Here is an 18,497-nt window from a genome sequence, read left to right as displayed (position 1 = left end):
GGCGGCTCCCACATGGATTGGGAGGTGCCGAAATCAATGGATCGGCACTGAACGTGTGGGAGCCGCCTTGGTGGCGAAGGCATCGGCGCGGTCTAGCGAGACTTCCATCACCCCGCCTTACGCGTCACCAATTCCACAAACGCCTTGGCCATGGGCGATTTCTGATCCTTGCGTTGTACCAGCCACACTGCCGATGTCGCCTCGTCATCGAGCAACGTGCGATACACCACGCCATCGATACGCATACGTTGATAGGACGCAGGCAGTACCGTCACCCCCAACCCCGCCGCCACCAGACCGATGATCGTCATCGCTTCCCCCGCCTCCTGCGTGAACAAAGGGCTGAACCCCGCATCCCGAGCCAGACTCAGCAACTGCGCATACAACCCGCTGCCGTAACTGCGTGGAAAGAACACGAAGGGCTCGCTCGCCAGTTCTTTGAGATAAATCCCCTTTTCGCTGCCGTCGGCCAGCGGATGATCAGAACGCAGAATCGCCACCAGCGGCTCCCGCAGCAACTCCACGGCCACCAGTGAATCCGGCAATGGCAGAGGCCGCATGATCCCGACCTGCATCGACGCTTCTTCAAGCCGCTCAGCCACTTCCCGGCTGCTCATCTCCTGCAAGGCCAGGTGCACGGCCGGGTAACGCTGGCGAAAAGCAAAGATCGCCTGCGGAATGCTCGACGTGAACGGTGCAGACGCGGTGAAGCCGATTTTCAATTCACCCAGCTCCCCCAACTGCGCCCTACGAGCGACGTCCGAGGCCTTCTCGACCTGGGCCAGCGCCAGCCGCGCTTCGTCGAGAAACAGACGGCCCGCTTCACTCAGCTCCACTCGTCGGTTGGTGCGCTCGAACAAGCGTGCGCCCAGCTCCTGCTCCAGCGCCTGAATCTGCTGGCTCAGCGGCGGCTGGGAAATGCCCAGTGCCTCGGCGGCCCGTCCAAAATGCAGCTCTTCGGCAACTGCGATGAAGTAGCGCAGATGACGTAATTCCATGGCTTCACCATTAAGTCGTTAAACCTATCAATTAGGTCGAACAATATATTGGAAGGAATCGTTAGCAGGCTATATGCTTTTTTCATCGCCGCTCCGCTTCCCCCTGAGGTCCATCGTGAATAGTGCTGCATCCCCCGCGCCTGACTTGATCAAAGCTGCCGTCCCGCTGGGTGATACCTACATCGAAAAAGACACCCCCGCTTTCATTCGCACCGTCCTTGCGCTGTTCTCAGGCGGTTTCGCCACCTTCGCCCTGCTCTACTGCGTACAGCCGATGATGCCGGTGCTGTCCCGCGAATTTTCCATCAACGCCGCGCAAAGCAGCCTGATTCTCTCGGTCTCCACTGCCATGATGGCGATCGGTCTGCTGATCACCGGGCCGATTTCCGACCGCCTTGGGCGTAAGTCAGTGATGGTTTTCGCGCTGTTTTCCGCCGCGTTCTTCACCCTGATCAGCGCCGTGATGCCGACTTGGGAAGGCGTGCTGGTCGCTCGGGCGTTGCTGGGACTTTCGCTGAGCGGCCTGGCGGCAGTGGGCATGACCTACCTCAGTGAAGAAATCCATCCACAGCACATCGGCCTGGCTATGGGGCTGTACATCGGCGGCAATGCCATTGGCGGCATGAGTGGGCGTCTGATCACGGGGGTGCTGAGCGATTTCGTCAGTTGGCACACGTCGCTGTTCATCATGGGCCTGATCGCCCTCGGCGCTGCCTGCCTGTTCTGGAAATTCCTGCCGCCGTCACGCAACTTTCGCCCCAATCCACTCAATGCCCGCAATCTGCTGGACGGGTTCGTTCTGCAGTTCCGCGACGCAGGTCTGCCGTGGCTGTTTCTCGAAGGGTTCCTGCTGATGGGGTCCTTCGTCACGCTCTTCAACTACATCGGCTATCGCTTGCTCGCCGAGCCATACCACCTGAGCCAGGCCGTCGTAGGGCTGTTCTCCGTGGTGTACCTCTCGGGTATCTACAGCTCGGCCAAGATCGGCGCGCTGGCGGACAAGCTGGGCCGTCGCAATGTGCTGTGGGCGGTTATCGGCTTGATGTTCATCGGCCTGGTGCTGACCCTGTTCACCCCGCTGGCCGTCGTGATCATTGGCGTGCTGATGTTCACCTTCGGTTTCTTCGGCGCCCATTCCGTGGCCAGTAGCTGGATCGGCCGTCGCGCCATCAAAGCCAAGGGCCAGGCCTCGTCGCTGTACCTGTTCAGCTATTACGTCGGCTCCAGCGTCGCCGGTACGGGTGGCGGGATGTTCTGGCACTACGGTGGTTGGAACGGCATCGGCCTGTTCATCGGCATCCTGCTGCTGGTGGCGCTGGGCGCAGCCTTGAAACTGGCGAAAGTGCCACCGTTGGCGGTGAATGTGCAGGTTTGATTTTTATCGAGAACACCACGCACCTGTAGCAGTCCGGCTTGCCGGCGGTGGCGATCATAAGGACGCCACCGCCGGCAAGCCGGACTGCTACAGGGGGAAGACACAAAAACGCTCAGCGCTTACTGGTGATACTGCGCCGACAACTCATGCACCGCATTGATGAACGCGCCTGCGTTGGCCGGATCGACTTCCGGCGTAATGCCGTGGCCCAGGTTGAAGACGTGACCGGTGCCGCTGCCATAGCTTTTGAGGATGTTGGCCACTTCCTGACGGATAGCCTGCGGGTTCGCATAGAGCACGGTAGGGTCCATGTTGCCTTGCAGGGCGACTTTGCTGCCGACGCGACGACGGGCTTCGCCGATGTCGCACGTCCAGTCCAGTCCCAGTGCGTCGGCGCCCGCGTCGGCGATGCTTTCCAGCCACAGGCCGCCGCCTTTTGTAAACAGGATCACCGGGACTTTACGACCTTCGTGTTCCCGGATCAGACCGCTGACGATCTTGCGCATGTACGCCAGAGAAAACTCCTGATAGGCCGCCGCCGAGAGGCTGCCACCCCAGCTGTCGAAAATCTGCACAGCTTGCGCGCCTGCGAGGATCTGGCCGTTCAGGTACGCGGTGACCGACTGCGCCAGCTTGTCCAGCAGCAGGTGCATGGCTTGTGGGTTGTCGTAGAGCATGGCCTTGGACTTGCGGAAGTCCTTGGACGAACCGCCTTCGACCATGTAGGTCGCCAAGGTCCACGGGCTGCCGGAGAAACCGATCAGTGGCACGCGGCCGTTGAGTTCACGACGAATGGTACTGACCGCGTCCATGACGTAACCCAGATCCTTTTGCGCATCAGGAATGGGCAGTGCTTCGATGTCGGCCACGGTGCTGACGGTTTTCTTGAAGCGCGGGCCTTCGCCGGTTTCGAAGTACAACCCCAGACCCATGGCGTCCGGCACGGTGAGGATGTCGGAGAACAGGATCGCTGCGTCGAGCGGGTAACGCTCGAGCGGCTGCAGAGTGACTTCACAGGCGAACGCCGGGTTCTTGCACAGGCTCATGAAATCCCCGGCCTTGGCGCGGCTGGCGCGGTATTCCGGGAGGTAGCGACCGGCCTGGCGCATCATCCACACAGGGGTGACGTCGACGGGTTGCTTGAGCAGGGCGCGAAGGAAACGGTCGTTCTTCAGGGCAGTCATGGCAGGATCCGGGAAAAAAGTGCGGGCATTTTCTCAGACACCAACGCAAAAGGCACGGTCAGTACCGTGCCTTTTGTCTATGGGGGCGATTTGTCGCAGCGTTGACACGCCTTCTATGTAGCAACACGGCTTATCGGCGGGAGCGGTGCGCCAGTCTGTTACAGACACACCGCAACCGCCGGCAAGCCTTGCTGCTAAAGGGTGCGTGCCGCTTAGACGCCCAGGTAATCCAGAATCCCTTCAGCCGCATTACGGCCTTCAAAGATCGCAGTCACCACTAGGTCCGAACCGCGCACCATGTCACCACCGGCAAAGATTTTCGGGTTGCTGGTCTGATGCTTGAACTTGCCTTGCTCTGGTGCAATGACGCGCCCCTGGCTGTCCATCTCAATGCCGTATTGTTCGAACCACGGCGCCGGGCTTGGGCGGAAACCGAACGCGATGACCACAGCGTCTGCCGGGATAATCTCTTCGGAACCCGGAATCGGCTCAGGGCTGCGACGGCCACGTGCATCAGGCTCGCCCAGACGGGTCTCGACCACTTTCACGCCTTCAACCTTGTCCTCGCCCACGATGGCGATCGGCTGGCGGTTGTAGAGGAACTTCACGCCTTCTTCTTTGGCGTTTTTCACTTCCTTGCGCGAACCCGGCATGTTTTCTTCGTCACGACGATAGGCACAAGTGACGGCCTTGGCGCCTTGGCGAATCGAGGTACGGTTGCAATCCATCGCGGTGTCACCACCGCCCAGCACCACGACCTTCTTGCCTTTCATGTCGACGAAATCTTCCGGCGACTTTTCAAAGCCAAGGTTGCGGTTGACGTTGGCGATCAGGAAATCCAGCGCATCGTGCACGCCCGGCAGGTCTTCGCCCGGGAAGCCGCCTTTCATGTAGGTGTAGGTGCCCATACCCATGAATACGGCATCGAACTCAGTCAGCAGTTGCTCGACGGTGATGTCCTTGCCGACTTCGGTGTTCAGGCGGAATTCGATACCCATGCCGGTGAATACTTCACGGCGGTTGCTCAGCACGCTCTTTTCGAGCTTGAACTCAGGGATGCCGAAGGTCAGCAGACCGCCGATTTCCGGGTTCTTGTCGAACACCACTGGCGTCACGCCACCGCGCACCAGCACGTCAGCGCAGCCCAGACCCGCCGGGCCTGCACCAATGATTGCCACGCGCTTGCCAGTTGGCACCACACGGGACATGTCCGGACGCCAGCCCATGGCGAACGCGGTGTCGGTGATGTACTTCTCCACCGAACCGATGGTCACTGCACCGAAACCGTCGTTGAGGGTGCACGCGCCTTCACACAGACGGTCCTGCGGGCACACACGGCCGCAGACTTCCGGCAGGGTGTTGGTCTGGTGCGACAGCTCGGCAGCCGCGAGGATGTTGCCCTCGGACACCAGTTTCAGCCAGTTGGGAATGAAGTTATGCACAGGGCATTTCCATTCACAGTACGGGTTGCCGCAACCCAGGCAACGGTGGGCCTGATCGGCCGATTGCTGGGGTTTGAAAGGTTCGTAGATTTCCACGAACTCTTTCTTGCGTTGACGCAGCAGTTTCTTCTTCGGATCTTTGCGCCCGACATCGATGAACTGGAAGTCGTTACTCAGACGTTCAGCCATTTGGAGCCTCTTCGCGGCAGCTTCGAGCGACACGCTTCAAGCTGCAAGAAAATCAAATTCGGTTTTGCACACGACGCTGCAAGCTTTGTGCTCAAAGCTTGCAGCGGTGGCTGCGTTATTGCGGGTTAGCGCGGGTGCTGGACAACAGCGACTTCAGGTTCGCGGCTTTTGGTTTCACCAGCCAGAAGCGGCGCAGGTAGTCATCCAGGTTTTCCCAGAGATTACGACCCCATTCGCTGTCGGTTTCCTTCACGTATTCCGCAAGCACGCTTTCCAGGTGGCTGCGATAGGCTTCCATCGCTTCACCGCTGATGCGCTGGATTTCAACCAGTTCGTGGTTGACCCGGTCAACGAAGGTATTGTCCTGATCGAGCACGTAGGCGAAACCACCGGTCATGCCGGAACCGAAGTTGTAGCCGGTCTTGCCCAGTACGCAGACGAAACCACCGGTCATGTATTCGCAGCAGTGGTCGCCAGTGCCTTCAACAACGGCGTGAGCGCCAGAGTTACGCACGCCGAAACGCTCGCCTGCGGTCCCTGCGGCAAACAGCTTGCCGCCGGTTGCGCCGTACAGACAGGTGTTACCGACGATGGCGCTGTCCTGGGTTTTGAACGGGCTGCCTTTTGGCGGCACGATCACCAATTTGCCTGCGGTCATGCCCTTACCGACGTAGTCGTTGGCGTCGCCTTCCAGGTACATGTTCAGACCACCGGCGTTCCACACGCCGAAGCTCTGACCGGCCGTGCCCTTGAAGCGGAAGGTCACAGGCGCATCTTTCATGCCCTGGTTGCCGTGCAGCTTGGCGATTTCACCAGAAATACGCGCGCCAATAGAGCGGTCGCAGTTGCAGATATCCAGCTCGTACTCGCCGCCGCTCTTCGACTCGATGGCCGCCTTGGCCATCTCGACCATTTTCTCGGCCAGCAGGCCCTGGTCGAACGGTGGGTTGCGGTCGACCAGGCTGAACTGAGGTTTGTCAGCCGGGATGTGATCGCTGCCCAGCAACGGGGTCAGGTCCAGGTGCTGCTGCTTCTCGGTCTCGCCCGGCAGGATGTCCAGCAAATCGGTACGACCGATCAGCTCTTCCAGCGAGCGCACGCCCAGCTTGGCCAGCCATTCGCGGGTTTCTTCCGCCACGTAGGTGAAGAAGTTGATCACCATGTCGACGGTGCCGATGTAGTGATCCTTGCGCAGCTTGTCGTTCTGAGTCGCAACACCGGTAGCGCAGTTGTTCAGGTGGCAGATACGCAGGTATTTGCAGCCCAGCGCGATCATGGGTGCAGTACCGAAGCCGAAGCTTTCGGCGCCGAGGATCGCAGCCTTGATCACGTCCAGACCGGTTTTCAGACCGCCGTCGGTCTGTACCCGGACCTTGCCGCGCAGGTCGTTACCGCGCAGGGTCTGGTGGGTTTCGGCCAAGCCGATTTCCCACGGGGCGCCCGCGTATTTGATCGACGACAGTGGCGATGCACCGGTACCGCCGTCATAGCCGGAAATGGTGATCAAGTCCGCGTAGGCCTTGGCTACACCGGCAGCAATGGTGCCGACGCCCGCTTCTGCCACCAGCTTGACCGAAACCAGCGCCGACGGGTTGACCTGCTTGAGGTCGAAAATCAGCTGCGACAAGTCTTCGATCGAGTAGATGTCGTGGTGTGGTGGAGGCGAAATCAGGGTCACGCCCGGCACTGCGTAACGCAGCTTGGCGATCAGGCCGTTGACCTTGCCGCCCGGCAGTTGACCGCCTTCACCCGGTTTGGCGCCTTGGGCGACCTTGATCTGCAACACGTCCGCGTTGACCAGATACTCCGGCGTCACACCGAAACGACCGGTCGCGATCTGTTTGATCTTTGAACTACGAATGGTGCCGTAACGCGACGGATCTTCACCGCCCTCACCGGAGTTGGAACGAGCGCCCAGGCGGTTCATCGCCTCGGCCAGTGCTTCGTGAGCTTCCGGCGACAATGCGCCCAGCGAGATACCGGCCGAGTCGAAACGCTTGAGGATCGCTTCCAGTGGCTCGACCTCATCAATGCTCATCGGTGTGTCGAGTTCTTTGACTTTGAACAGGTCACGAATCATCGACACCGGACGGTTGTCCACCAGTGCGGTGTATTCCTTGAACTTGGCGTAGTCGCCCTGCTGCACAGCGGCTTGCAGCGTCGCCACTACGTCAGGGTTGTAGGCGTGGTATTCGCCGCCGTAGACGAACTTCAGCAGGCCGCCTTGCTGGATTGGCTTGCGCGGACTCCAGGCTTCGACGGACAGGGCTTTCTGTTCGGCTTCGATGTCGACGAAACGCGCGCCCTTGATGCGGCTTGGCACACCACGGAAGCTCAGCTCGCAGACTTCTTCGGACAGGCCGATGGCCTCGAACAGCTGCGCGCCACGGTACGAGCCGATAGTCGAGATGCCCATCTTCGACAGGATCTTGAGCAGCCCCTTGGTGATGCCTTTGCGGTAGTTCTTGAACACTTCGTACAGGTCGCCCAGCACTTCGCCGGTACGGATCAGGTCGCCCAGCACCTCGTACGCCAGGAACGGATACACCGCCGAAGCACCGAAGCCAATCAGGACGGCGAAATGATGCGGATCGCGAGCGGTCGCGGTCTCGACCAGAATGTTGCTGTCGCAGCGCAGGCCTTTTTCGGTCAGGCGGTGGTGCACCGCACCGGTGGCCAGCGAGGCGTGGATCGGCAGCTTGCCCGGCGCAATGTGACGGTCGCTCAGCACGATCTGGGTACGACCGGCACGCACAGCCTCCTCCGCCTGATCAGCGACGTTACGCACGGCCGCTTCCAGGCCAACGCTTTCGTCGTAGTTCAGGTCAATGACCTGACGATCAAAGCCTTCACGCTCCAGGTTCATCAGCGCACGCCACTTGGCAGGCGAAATGACCGGCGAACTGAGAATCACGCGGGAAGCGTGCTCAGGGGATTCCTGGAAGATGTTGCGCTCGGCACCGAGGCAGACTTCCAGCGACATGACGATGGCTTCACGCAGCGGGTCGATCGGCGGGTTGGTGACCTGCGCAAACTGCTGACGGAAGTAGTCGTATGGCGTGCGAACACGACGCGACAGCACGGCCATTGGCGTGTCGTCACCCATGGAGCCAACGGCTTCCTGACCTTGCTCGCCCAACGGACGCAGCACCTGATCGCGTTCCTCGAACGTGACCTGGAACATCTTCATGTACTGCTTGAGCTGATCCTGGTTATAGAACGCCGAACCGTGGTCGTGGTCTTCCAGGGTCGCTTGAATGCGCAGCGCGTGCTTGCGCAGCCATTGCTTGTAGGGATGGCGCGACTTCAGACGGCTGTCGATGGCGTCGGTATCGAGGATCTGGCCGGTTTCGGTGTCCACGGCAAAGATCTGACCCGGCCCGACACGGCCTTTGGCGATGACGTCTTCCGGGGTGTAGTTCCACACGCCGATTTCCGACGCCAGGGTGATGTAGCCGTTCTTGGTAGTGACCCAGCGCGCCGGACGCAGACCATTACGGTCGAGCAGGCAGACCGCATGGCGGCCTTCGGTCATCACGATACCGGCCGGGCCGTCCCACGGCTCCATGTGCATGGAGTTGAATTCGTAGAACGCACGCAGATCCGGGTCCATGGTCTCGACGTTCTGCCACGCTGGCGGCACGAGCATGCGCACGCCACGGAACAGGTCGATACCGCCGGTCACCATCAACTCCAGCATGTTGTCCATGCTCGAAGAGTCGGACCCCACGCGGTTGACCAGCGGACCCAACTCGTCCAGCACCATCAAGTCGTTGGCGAACTTGGTGCGACGGGCCTGCGCCCAGTTGCGGTTACCGGTAATGGTGTTGATCTCGCCGTTATGGGCGAGGAAGCGGAATGGCTGAGCCAGCGGCCATTTCGGCAGGGTGTTGGTCGAGAAGCGCTGGTGGAACACGCAGATCGCGGTCTGCAGACGTTCGTCGCCCAGGTCTGGATAGAATGCCGTGAGGTCACGCGGCATCATCAGACCTTTATAAATGATGGTCTTGTGCGAAAAGCTGCAGATGTAGTGGTCGGTGTCGGCGGCGTTGGCCACGGACGAGCGACGACGGGCACAGAACAGCTTGATCGCGAATTCCTGATCGCTCAGGCCTTCACCGCCGATGAACACCTGCTCGATCTTCGGCAGACGCTCCAGTGCCAGACGGCCCAGAACGCTGGTGTCGATGGGCACCTGGCGCCAGCCGATCACGGTCAGACCTTCAGCCAGGATCTCGCGATTCATATTCTCGCGGGCAGCTTCGGCCTTGGCGTCGTCCTGGTTCAGGAACACCATGCCCACGCAATACTGGCGCGGCAGCTCGACGCTGAATTGTTCTTTTGCGACAGCGCGCAAGAACGTGTCGGGTTTTTGCATCAACAGCCCGCAACCGTCACCGGTCTTGCCGTCGGCGTTGATCCCACCGCGGTGGGTCATGCAGGTCAGGGCTTCGATAGCCGTTTGCAACAGATGATGACTGGGTTCGCCTTGCATATGGGCAATCAAGCCGAAACCGCAGTTATCCTTGAACTCTTCTGGTTGGTACAGACCTGCTTTCATAGACACATTCTCACCAGGCTGCCTCTTGGCGAGGCAAATTTCTTTTCAATTCAACCATTTACCGTCCACGCTGAACGTACGCCAGCTTTGCGGGAGCAAAAGGGAGGTCATTGTACACACCGACACAAAGCCTCACAAATTTTGCGACGAAACGTCGAAAATTCATGTCGCATTTATGAAAGGTTTTACAGCGATTCTCGTGCTAGCCAGAGCTTTGTTGCGAGTCTGACCAAAGAGAGCCCGAAGTTCAATGGGTGTCTGAGACGCAGACACCGCAAGGCGCGCTGCTCATTGGCAGCACGCTCATGCGCGATTTCGGGGGAGCTAACTGCGCGACCCGGATAAGGTCGCGACATCATCAGCGAGCGGCAGCGAGTTCCTGTTGGATACTGCCGACAGTGCGAGGCCAAGGTTTACCAGCCTGAACCTTCGCTGGCAAGTTCTTGATAGCGGCAAGTGCAGCATTGCGGTCGGTAAAACTGCCGTAGGTGACCACGTACAGCGGCTTGCCTTGCAGGGTTTTCTTGAAGTACCGGTACTCGGCACCCTGCTCTTTCACGTAATTCTGCGCAGTGGCTTCGGAGCTTGTGCCCAGAATCTGCACCACGAAATGCGTAGGCGCCTGACCGGCGTACCAGCCACCACCGGATGCCGCAGGCGCTGCGGCAGCGGGCTTGGCGGCAGGTGCTGGTGCAGGCTTGGCAGTTGCGACCTGAGTCGGTGCTGGCGCGGGTTTGGCCGCTGGAGCAGGCGCAGGCTTAGGTGCAGCGGGTGCTGGCGCCGGACGCGGCGTTGGCACCTGGGTTTGTGCCTGCGCCATGGACGGCGCCGGGCCTGCCGCAGCACCCGCAGGTGGCGCGGTGGTCGTCACGGTAGGCGGTTGCAGCGGCTGATTGGCTGCAGGGCCGCCGTCTTCGCCGTCGCCTTCGCCCGAACCCGCCGCTTCAGCCAATGGGCCGCGCATGACAGGTTGCGAATTACCGACCAACGGTAGCGGCATCGGCTGCGAGTTACCGGCGAACTCGATAGCCGGGCCACCGTTGTTCGATTGCTGGGCAGGCGTCTGGCCCTGGCCCAGAGGCAGTTGAGCCTGGGAGTTGGCCGGTGCAGTCGGCGCCGTGCCGCGCCCCGGAATCAACACAGCCGCCAATACCGCAGCAGCCACTACCCCACCCAAAGCCAACACGTGTTTCTTAGGCATTTTGAACCCCATACTTGGACGCTTGACCGCAGAGCGGCTGGCGATCATGGCTTCGATCATCGAGTCGCGCGCGACCTGGTTGATCGCGCCCGGCCATCCATTGGACTGCTCGTGGATATCGGCGATCTGCTCGGCACTGAAAACCTCGATGCCTTGCCCCGCGCCTTCCAGACGCTGCGCCAGATACTCACGGGTTTCTTCTTCTGTATACGGTGCCAGCTCGATAACGTGGAAGCGCTCTCCCTCGGTACCACTCTCGGCGCACAGTTGATCCAGACGATCGATAATCGAAGCCTCGCCGAACAGGAAGACATGCGGACGACCTTCCGGTGTGCCCGCCGCCAATCCCAACAACGCTTCGAGTGCCGATTCGCCCAGTTGTTCGGCGTCGTCCACCAATACGTAGACTTCCTGACCGGTCAGGGCCAGTTGCACGACCTGCGAAAGAATCGCGCGCATTTCCGGTTGATCGACGTTCAGCGCCTGAGCCACCTGACGCAGCACGCCAGAGGCATCACCCGCGCCACGGGCCGAAACGACCACGCTTTGTACCGACTGCTTGTTGGTGCTCGCCACCAGCGCCTGACGCAACAGCGTCTTGCCGCTACCGTGAGGGCCGGTAACCAGCAACAGCAGCTCACTGTAACGGGCCAGATGGTGCAACTGACCCAGTACAGGCTTGCGCTGGGCAGGGAAGAACTTGAAGCCGGGGACCCGCGTGGCAAAAGGGTCATGACTCAACTGGTAATGACCGAGGAAGGCCTCATCGGCGTGCAAACTAGTCATGGATTTATCATTAACCTCTAAGCTGATCCACCAAGGCGCGGTAGTCCGCAACCAATGTGGCCTGTAAAACTTCTTTTGGATATTCGTCAGTCACCACTGCCTCGCCCATACGGCTCAACAACACCAGACGCAGACGACCGTCGATCACCTTCTTGTCCACCGCCATGTGCTCAAGGAAATGCTCAGGCGTCATGTCTTCAGGCGGCACGACCGGCAAACCGGCCCGCTGAAACAGACGAATACCACGATCCCGTTCCTGCTCACTGATCCAGCCCAGACGCGCCGACATTTCCAGCGCCATGACCGTACCTGCCGCAACCGCCTCGCCATGCAGCCACACGCCATAGCCCATGTGGGTTTCGATGGCGTGGCCGAAGGTGTGGCCCAGATTCAATGTCGCGCGTACGCCCGACTCACGCTCATCCGCACCGACCACAGCAGCCTTGGCCGCACAGGAGCGCTCAATGGCGGTCGTCAGGGTGGCCTGATCCAGTGCGCGAAGCTTGTCCATATTGTCTTCGAGCCATGTCAGGAATGGTTCGTCACAAATCAGACCGTATTTGATGACCTCAGCCAGCCCCGCCGACAGCTCGCGTTCAGGCAGGGTACTCAGGGACAGCGTGTCGATCAGCACGGCATTGGGCTGATAGAACGCGCCCACCATGTTTTTGCCCAGCGGATGGTTGATGCCGGTCTTGCCACCCACCGAAGAGTCCACTTGCGACAGCAGTGTGGTCGGAATCTGGATGAAGTCGACACCGCGCTGATAGCAGGCAGCCGCAAAACCGGCCATGTCACCGATGACGCCGCCGCCCAAGGCGATCACCGTCGTGCGACGGTCGTGACGAGCGGTCAGCAAGGCATCGAAGATGAGTTGCAGGGTTTCCCAGTTCTTGAAGGCTTCGCCGTCGGGAAGCACGATCGGCAGAACGTTGTAACCGGCCAGTGTCTTGGTCAGGCGCTCGATGTACAGCGGCGCAACGGTGCTGTTGGAAACAATCGCGACCTGTTTGCCAGCGATATACGGCGTCAGCAGCTCAGGCCGATCCAGCAAGCCCTCGCCAATATGAATCGGGTAGCTACGTTCGCCGAGCTCGACCTTGAGTGTCTGCATGTGTCCCCACACTGTTCTGACAATTGGATGCCTGTTCGACACGAAAGCGTCGATACGGACCATGGCGCAGGGCCATTCGGCGACCCTGCTTTTTATGGTCGCCGAGGATAGCGCATTTCTGCCTGCGCTTTAACGGGGGGGAAGCTCGGCCAACAGGGCGAGAATGTCCTGCACGACCATACGAGGTGGCCGCTCATCGGTTTCGATGATGACATCGGCGATTTCGCGGTACAGCGGATCGCGAATGGCCAACAAGTCTCGCAGGACCCGAGCCGGGTCAGCGGTGCGCAAAAGTGGCCGATTACGGTCACGAGACGTACGCCCGACCTGCTGCTCGACGGACGCATGCAAATAGACCACCCGTCCGCCCGCGTGCAGAGTTCGACGGTTTTCTTCACGCATGACCGCGCCGCCACCCGTTGCGAGCACGACGCCATCATAGGCGCACAGCTCGGCAATCATGGCAGCTTCACGTTCACGAAAGCCTGCTTCACCTTCCTTGTCGAAAATCCACGGGATATTGGCCCCCGTTCGCTGTTCGATTTCCTTGTCAGAATCCTTGAACGGCAGTCGCAGCTCTTTGGCCAGCAAACGGCCGATGGTGCTTTTGCCAGCCCCCATCGGCCCCACAAGTATTAAATTTCGCACAGAATCAACGACTCACAGCAATCGCCTGGTTGTTCATGATACGCGGAGTGAGGAACACCAGCAGCTCGGATTTCGATTCCGTGACCACATCCCGCCGGAAAAGGCGGCCAACATACGGCACATCGCCCAAATAGGGCACCTTGTCGACGACTTTATTCTGCGTATTGGAGAAAACGCCGCCGATCACGATGGTCTCTCCGTCAGAAACCAATACCTTGGCGTTGACCTCGTTTTTCTTGATCGGCGGTACGCCCAATACGGTATTGACGTAGTCAGGCTCGTCCTTGGTGACCTTCACTTCCATGATGATACGGTTGTCCGGCGTGATCTGCGGGGTCACCTCCAGGGAGAGCGAGGCCTCCTTGAACGACACCGACGTCGCACCGCTGGAACTCGCTTCCTGATACGGCACTTCAGTGCCTTTCAGGATTTTCGCCGTTTCCTTGTCCGAGGTGACGACTTTCGGCTGCGAAACCACTTCACCGTTGCCGGTCTTCTCCATGGCAGTCAGTTCGAGGTCAAGAATCGTGTTGTTGGTCAGGAAGCCCAGACCGATGGACGATGTCGGGTCGCTGACACCCAGATCGACATAAGGGCCGTTGGTGTTGCCAGCGCCGGTCACCGTGCCGCTACCGCCGGTGGTGAAGTTACCGCTCGTTTTCGAGCCACCCCAACGCACGCCCAGCGACTTGTCGTAGTCAACGTTGGCCTCGACGATTCGCGCCTCGATCATCACCTGACGCACCGGGATGTCCAGTTGGGACACGATACGGCGCAACTCGTCCAGACGATCCTGTGTCTGGTAGGCAATGATGTTGTTGGTGCGCTCATCCACGGTGATCGAGCCACGCTCCTGTTCCTTGGATTCGGCACTGGTCACCGACTGGAACAGCTTGGCGATGTCGGCAGCCTTGGCGTAGTTCACTTGCAACAATTCGCGACGCAGCGGGGCCAATTCGGAAATCTGCTTCAGCGACTCCAGTTCCTGACGCTCCCGAGCAGCAATTTCATCTGCCGGGGCAACAAGCAGCACGTTACCCACTTTGCGCTTGTCCAGGCCCTTGGTTTTCAGCACCAGATCCAGTGCCTGGTCCCAGGGCACGTTTTGCAGGCGCAACGTGATGCCGCCTTGAACCGTGTCACTGGCCACCAGGTTGAGGTTGGTGAAGTCGGCGATCAGTTGCAGCACAGAACGCACATCGATGTCCTGGAAATTCAGCGACAGTTTCTCGCCGGTGTACACCAGCTTGTCGGCATTGCGACGGGCGACATCTTCATTAGTCAAGGGACGCACGCTGATGGTCAGCTTGTTGTCCGTTTGGTAGGCCGAGTAATCGAACGCACCGGACGGCTCGATGGAGATGCTGGTTTTGTTGCCCGTGACGCTGGAATTGACGAACTGCACAGGAGTCGCGAAATCTTTCACGTCCAGACGAACACGCAGAGGATCAGGTAGCTGAGTATTGGCGAAATCGACACGAATCTTGCCGCCCTGCTCCTGGATGTCCGGCGCGATGGTCGGATCGCTCAACTCGATGACCACGTTGCCTTCGCCCAGCTCGCCGCGCTGGAAGTCGACGTTACGCACCGATCTTGGCCCGGGCGCATACGAGCGCGCAGCAGGTTTGGCCTGCCCACCGTTCGCCGTAACAGGCGGCACGCTTACACGGGGCGCGCCCTTAGCAGTGCTCGGCTGGGACCCTTGGGCAGCGGTCGCGCCCTGACCCACAACCACGAACAAATTGTTACCTTCCACACGCGAACTGTATGGCGCCAGCGTCGTCAGGTTGATGATCACACGGGTGCGATCCTTGGCCTCGACGACTACGACGCTGCGCGCATTCCCGGTGCCAAGGTCACGGCTCTTAGTGCCCAACTGGCTGGTCACACCCGGCAAATCCAGTGCAATGCGCGCCGGTTGCTCGGTGGTGTAGCCCCGCGGCGCCGCCACCGGACCGTCGAAGGACAGTTTCAACTCGACCCGATCTCCCGGCAATGCGGCCACATCGAGTGTCTTGAGATTGGCCGCCTGGAGAATCGGTGAAAGCATCGCCATCCATAGCGATACGCCGATAATCGAAAGAATCCTGGTCATGTTCACATTCCACCACTGTGCCAATTCGAAGGTGTATCGCTTGCTGTTCGTCTTCATGAGCGTTCTTTCAGGGAAATGCTGCGCGGCCGCTCAAGCCAGGCTCCCTCTCCATCTGGAACGATTTCTATCACCTGCACGGCCGATTCGGTGATCGACACGATGCGGCCGTCATTGCGCCCCAGATAGTCACCCACCTTGACCCGATGAACCCCACCGGCACCGCGTAACAGTGCAAACATCCCGGTTTCGTTGCTCAACGTACCGACCATTTCGAAGCCGTCGATATTAAAGCCTTCCAGGAACTGTTTGACCCGGGTCGGATCGGGCTGCACCAGACGCGAACCTTTCTGGCGATTGACCAGATCGACCTTGATCGGCGGCTGAAACGGGCTACGCAGGCTCGCCGCTGCATAGGTGAACGCCTCATACGGCCTGAACTTGGGCATAGGCTCGATGGCACCGGCCGGGCGCGCCCGCACTTGCGCCATGAACTGCTTCAGATCGTCGAACTCGCTGGAACTGTCACAACCGGCCAGGGCCACCAACGTGACGCCCATGCACAACCAATGCACGGCCCTCATTTCGCCTGTCCTTTGTTATCAGTGGTTGAAAGCCCCTTGTCGTTGTAGCGATAGGTCTTGGCGAGAATGCTCATGCGCAGCTTTCCAGGGGACTTGGCGTCCACCGGTTTGATTTCGAAATCGTGCAACGTGACGATACGCGGCAGGCTGGCAACACCGCTGACGAAGGTCGCCAGATCGTGATAGCCGCCTGTCACCGTGATCTGGATGGGCAATTCGATATAGAACTGCTGGGCTGCCTCCGGCAACAGCTTGATTTCCTCGAACTCCAGCCCGCTGCCCAGCCCGGTCCGGGTGATGTCTTCCAGCAGGCCGGGGACTTCAGTGTCACTCGGCAGTTGGCGTAACAACGCACCGAAGGTGTTTTCCATCTCGACCATCTGCGCTTTGTAGGCCGGCAGGTTCGCCGCCTGAAACGCCTTGGTAGAGAACTGCTCCTTCAACGCATTTTCGTCATTACGCGCCTGATCCAGCTGCGTTTGCATGTCCTGAATGTAGAAAAAGTATCCGCCCGCTAACACCAACACCAGCAACAAGGCGCCCACGATGGTCTTGGCAGCGGCAGGCCATGAGCCCAGATTGTTGACGTCCAGGTCGTTGATGTCGATCTTGCGCAGGCTGTCCAGCCATTCATTCACATTCATGGCTTGCCCCCCTTCTCGACCGGATCAACCGCAGGTTGCGTCTGACGTACGGTCAACTGGAACGAGTTGGACTGATCCGCCGAACCGGCTGCACTGTTGGCCTTCACCTCCGTCAGACTGGGCGACTCCAGCCAGTCAGACGCTTCCAGATTGCGCAGCAGATCCGATACACGGTTGTTCGATTCGGCTGCCCCGGAAATGCTGATCAGCTTGTCGGTCATCTTCACTTCATTGAAATACACGCCATCGGGCAGCGTGCGGGCCAGTTGATCGAAAATCCTGCCGATGATCGGGCGGTTGCCCTGCAAGTCCTGAATGATCTTCATCCGCTCCAGCAGTTGTTTGCGCCGCGCCTTTAGCTCGCTGATCTCTTTGATCCGGGCATCGAGCTGGACAATTTCGGTCTTGATGAACTGGTTACGCGCGTTCTGGTGATTGATCGCGCTGCTCAGGTATTGATCAGCCAGGAAGATCGCACCGACACCTGCTACCAGCACGCCCGCCAGCGACAGCAGAAAGCGCTTCTTGCGCTCTTCGCGCAGTTGTTCACGCCAGGGAAGTAAGTTGATCCGTGCCATCAGTCGAAGCTCCTCAACGCCAGACCACAGGCGATCATCAATGCAGGGGCGTCACTGGCCAGCGCACCGGCGTTGACCTTGGCACTCAGCGCCATATCGGCGAAAGGGTTGGCGACCATGGTGGGCGTTCCGAGACGCTCCTGGATCAAGCGATCAAGCCCTGCGATGGACGCCGTTCCACCCGCCAGCATGATGTAGTCGACACGGTTGTACTGACCGGCGGCAAAGAAGAACTGCAAGGATCGGGAGACCTGCTGAACCACGGCGTCCTTGAACGGCTGCAACACTTCGAGGGTGTAGTCGTCCGGCAAACCGCCCTGTTTCTTCGCAAGACCGGCTTCGCCTTGAGACAGGCCATAGCGGCGCTGGATTTCTTCCGTCAATTGACGTCCGCCGAACAATTGCTCGCGGGTGTAGATGATGCGGCTGTTGTGCAGCACGCTCAGGGTGGTCATGGTGGCGCCGATGTCGATCACCGCCACCGTCAGTTGATCGTGCCCCTGCCCCAACTGGGCAGACAGCAGGCCGAACGAGCGCTCAAGGGCATAGGCTTCAACGTCGACGACGCGGGCCGTGAGATTGGCCAGTGCGAGCGCTGCCTCGCGCACTTCGACGTTTTCCTTGCGGCAGGCGGCGAGCAAGACTTCCACGCGCTCAGGGTTACGAGCCGAATAGCCTTGCACTTCGAAATCGATGGCGACTTCTTCCAGCGGATAAGGGATGTATTGGTCGGCTTCGATCTTGAGCTGGTTTTCCATCTCGTCATCGGAAAGCCCGGCGTCCATCTCGATGGTCTTGGTGATGACCGCCGACCCCGCCACGGCAACCGCCGCGATTTTGACGTTGGTCTTGGCCTTGGTCAGCACGCGCGTCAATGCATTGCCGACTCCTTCCAGTTCGGCGATGTTTTTCTCGACCACTGCATTGGGCGGCAGCGGCTCGACCGCGTAAGACTCGACCTTGTAGCGGGCACCGGAACGACTCAATTCAAGAAGCTTTACCGAGGTGGAGCTTATATCGATCCCTAGAAGGGTATTGGCCTTCTTACTGAAGAGTTCGAACACAACCGATTCCCTATGCGTTTCCGTCACTTACGGATAT

At 59.7% G+C, this 18,497-nt stretch carries 13 protein-coding genes; 1 reads left to right on the top strand and 12 read right to left on the bottom strand.

Features of this window, described 5'->3' with window-relative positions; all coding sequences use genetic code 11:
• Nucleotides 1-107: 107 nt before the first annotated feature.
• The gene (locus ACI2KB_RS16980; RefSeq protein ID WP_404636345.1) at nt 108-998 is read right to left on the bottom strand and encodes a LysR family transcriptional regulator; all 891 of its coding nucleotides are present in this window, start codon (nt 996-998) and stop codon (nt 108-110) included.
• 73 nt (nt 999-1,071) lie between these two features.
• Here ACI2KB_RS16980 and ACI2KB_RS16975 point away from each other — a divergent pair, with 73 nt between their 5' ends.
• Nucleotides 1,072-2,373, top strand: coding sequence for an MFS transporter (locus ACI2KB_RS16975; RefSeq protein WP_404636344.1), 1,302 nt, complete (start codon nt 1,072-1,074; stop codon nt 2,371-2,373).
• A 119-nt stretch (nt 2,374-2,492) separates the two neighbouring features.
• Here the strand turns inward: ACI2KB_RS16975 and hemE are convergent, their stop codons facing one another.
• From hemE to ACI2KB_RS16920, 11 genes are all read right to left on the bottom strand, one after another.
• Nucleotides 2,493-3,557 carry a uroporphyrinogen decarboxylase gene (gene hemE, locus ACI2KB_RS16970; RefSeq protein ID WP_404636343.1) on the bottom strand — a complete coding sequence of 355 codons (1,065 nt, stop codon included), beginning with the start codon at nt 3,555-3,557 and terminating at the stop codon, nt 2,493-2,495.
• A gap of 212 nt (nt 3,558-3,769) precedes the next feature.
• Nucleotides 3,770-5,188 (bottom strand): FAD-dependent oxidoreductase, encoded by a 1,419-nt coding sequence (locus ACI2KB_RS16965; RefSeq protein WP_404636342.1) that lies wholly within the window; start codon nt 5,186-5,188, stop codon nt 3,770-3,772.
• 115 nt (nt 5,189-5,303) lie between these two features.
• The gene (gene gltB, locus ACI2KB_RS16960) at nt 5,304-9,749 is read right to left on the bottom strand and encodes a glutamate synthase large subunit (protein ID WP_404636341.1); all 4,446 of its coding nucleotides are present in this window, start codon (nt 9,747-9,749) and stop codon (nt 5,304-5,306) included.
• A gap of 358 nt (nt 9,750-10,107) precedes the next feature.
• Nucleotides 10,108-11,736, bottom strand: a complete 1,629-nt coding sequence (locus tag ACI2KB_RS16955; protein WP_404636340.1) for an AAA family ATPase — start codon at nt 11,734-11,736, stop codon at nt 10,108-10,110.
• A gap of 10 nt (nt 11,737-11,746) precedes the next feature.
• On the bottom strand, nt 11,747-12,850 hold the full coding sequence (aroB, locus tag ACI2KB_RS16950) for a 3-dehydroquinate synthase (RefSeq protein WP_404636339.1): 1,104 nt from the start codon (nt 12,848-12,850) through the stop codon (nt 11,747-11,749).
• Nucleotides 12,851-12,979: 129 nt separating this feature from the next.
• Nucleotides 12,980-13,498: a shikimate kinase AroK gene (gene aroK / locus ACI2KB_RS16945; protein ID WP_404636338.1), complete on the bottom strand. Its 519-nt coding sequence runs from the start codon at nt 13,496-13,498 to the stop codon at nt 12,980-12,982.
• Nucleotides 13,499-13,502: 4 nt separating this feature from the next.
• Entirely contained in the window at nt 13,503-15,593 is a 2,091-nt protein-coding gene (pilQ, locus tag ACI2KB_RS16940; protein WP_404636337.1) for a type IV pilus secretin PilQ, read from the bottom strand.
• Between the two features lie 53 nt (nt 15,594-15,646).
• Nucleotides 15,647-16,174 carry a type 4a pilus biogenesis lipoprotein PilP gene (pilP, locus tag ACI2KB_RS16935; RefSeq protein WP_404636336.1) on the bottom strand — a complete coding sequence of 176 codons (528 nt, stop codon included), beginning with the start codon at nt 16,172-16,174 and terminating at the stop codon, nt 15,647-15,649.
• The gene (gene pilO, locus ACI2KB_RS16930) at nt 16,171-16,818 is read right to left on the bottom strand and encodes a type 4a pilus biogenesis protein PilO (protein ID WP_404636335.1); all 648 of its coding nucleotides are present in this window, start codon (nt 16,816-16,818) and stop codon (nt 16,171-16,173) included. Before pilO ends, pilP begins: the two co-directional genes overlap by 4 nt.
• On the bottom strand, nt 16,815-17,396 hold the full coding sequence (locus ACI2KB_RS16925; RefSeq protein ID WP_404636334.1) for a PilN domain-containing protein: 582 nt from the start codon (nt 17,394-17,396) through the stop codon (nt 16,815-16,817). The genes pilO and ACI2KB_RS16925 overlap by 4 nt, the downstream gene beginning before the upstream one ends.
• The gene (locus ACI2KB_RS16920; RefSeq protein ID WP_404636333.1) at nt 17,396-18,460 is read right to left on the bottom strand and encodes a pilus assembly protein PilM; all 1,065 of its coding nucleotides are present in this window, start codon (nt 18,458-18,460) and stop codon (nt 17,396-17,398) included. The genes ACI2KB_RS16925 and ACI2KB_RS16920 overlap by 1 nt, the downstream gene beginning before the upstream one ends.
• Nucleotides 18,461-18,497 lie beyond the last annotated feature (37 nt).

Origin of the sequence: Pseudomonas sp. NPDC088444 (assembly GCF_044900175.1) — a bacterium.
In the GTDB taxonomy this organism is placed as follows: Bacteria; Pseudomonadota; Gammaproteobacteria; order Pseudomonadales; family Pseudomonadaceae; genus Aquipseudomonas.
Note: the sequence above shows the minus strand (reverse complement) of the source record. Positions and strands in the feature narration are given on the sequence as shown.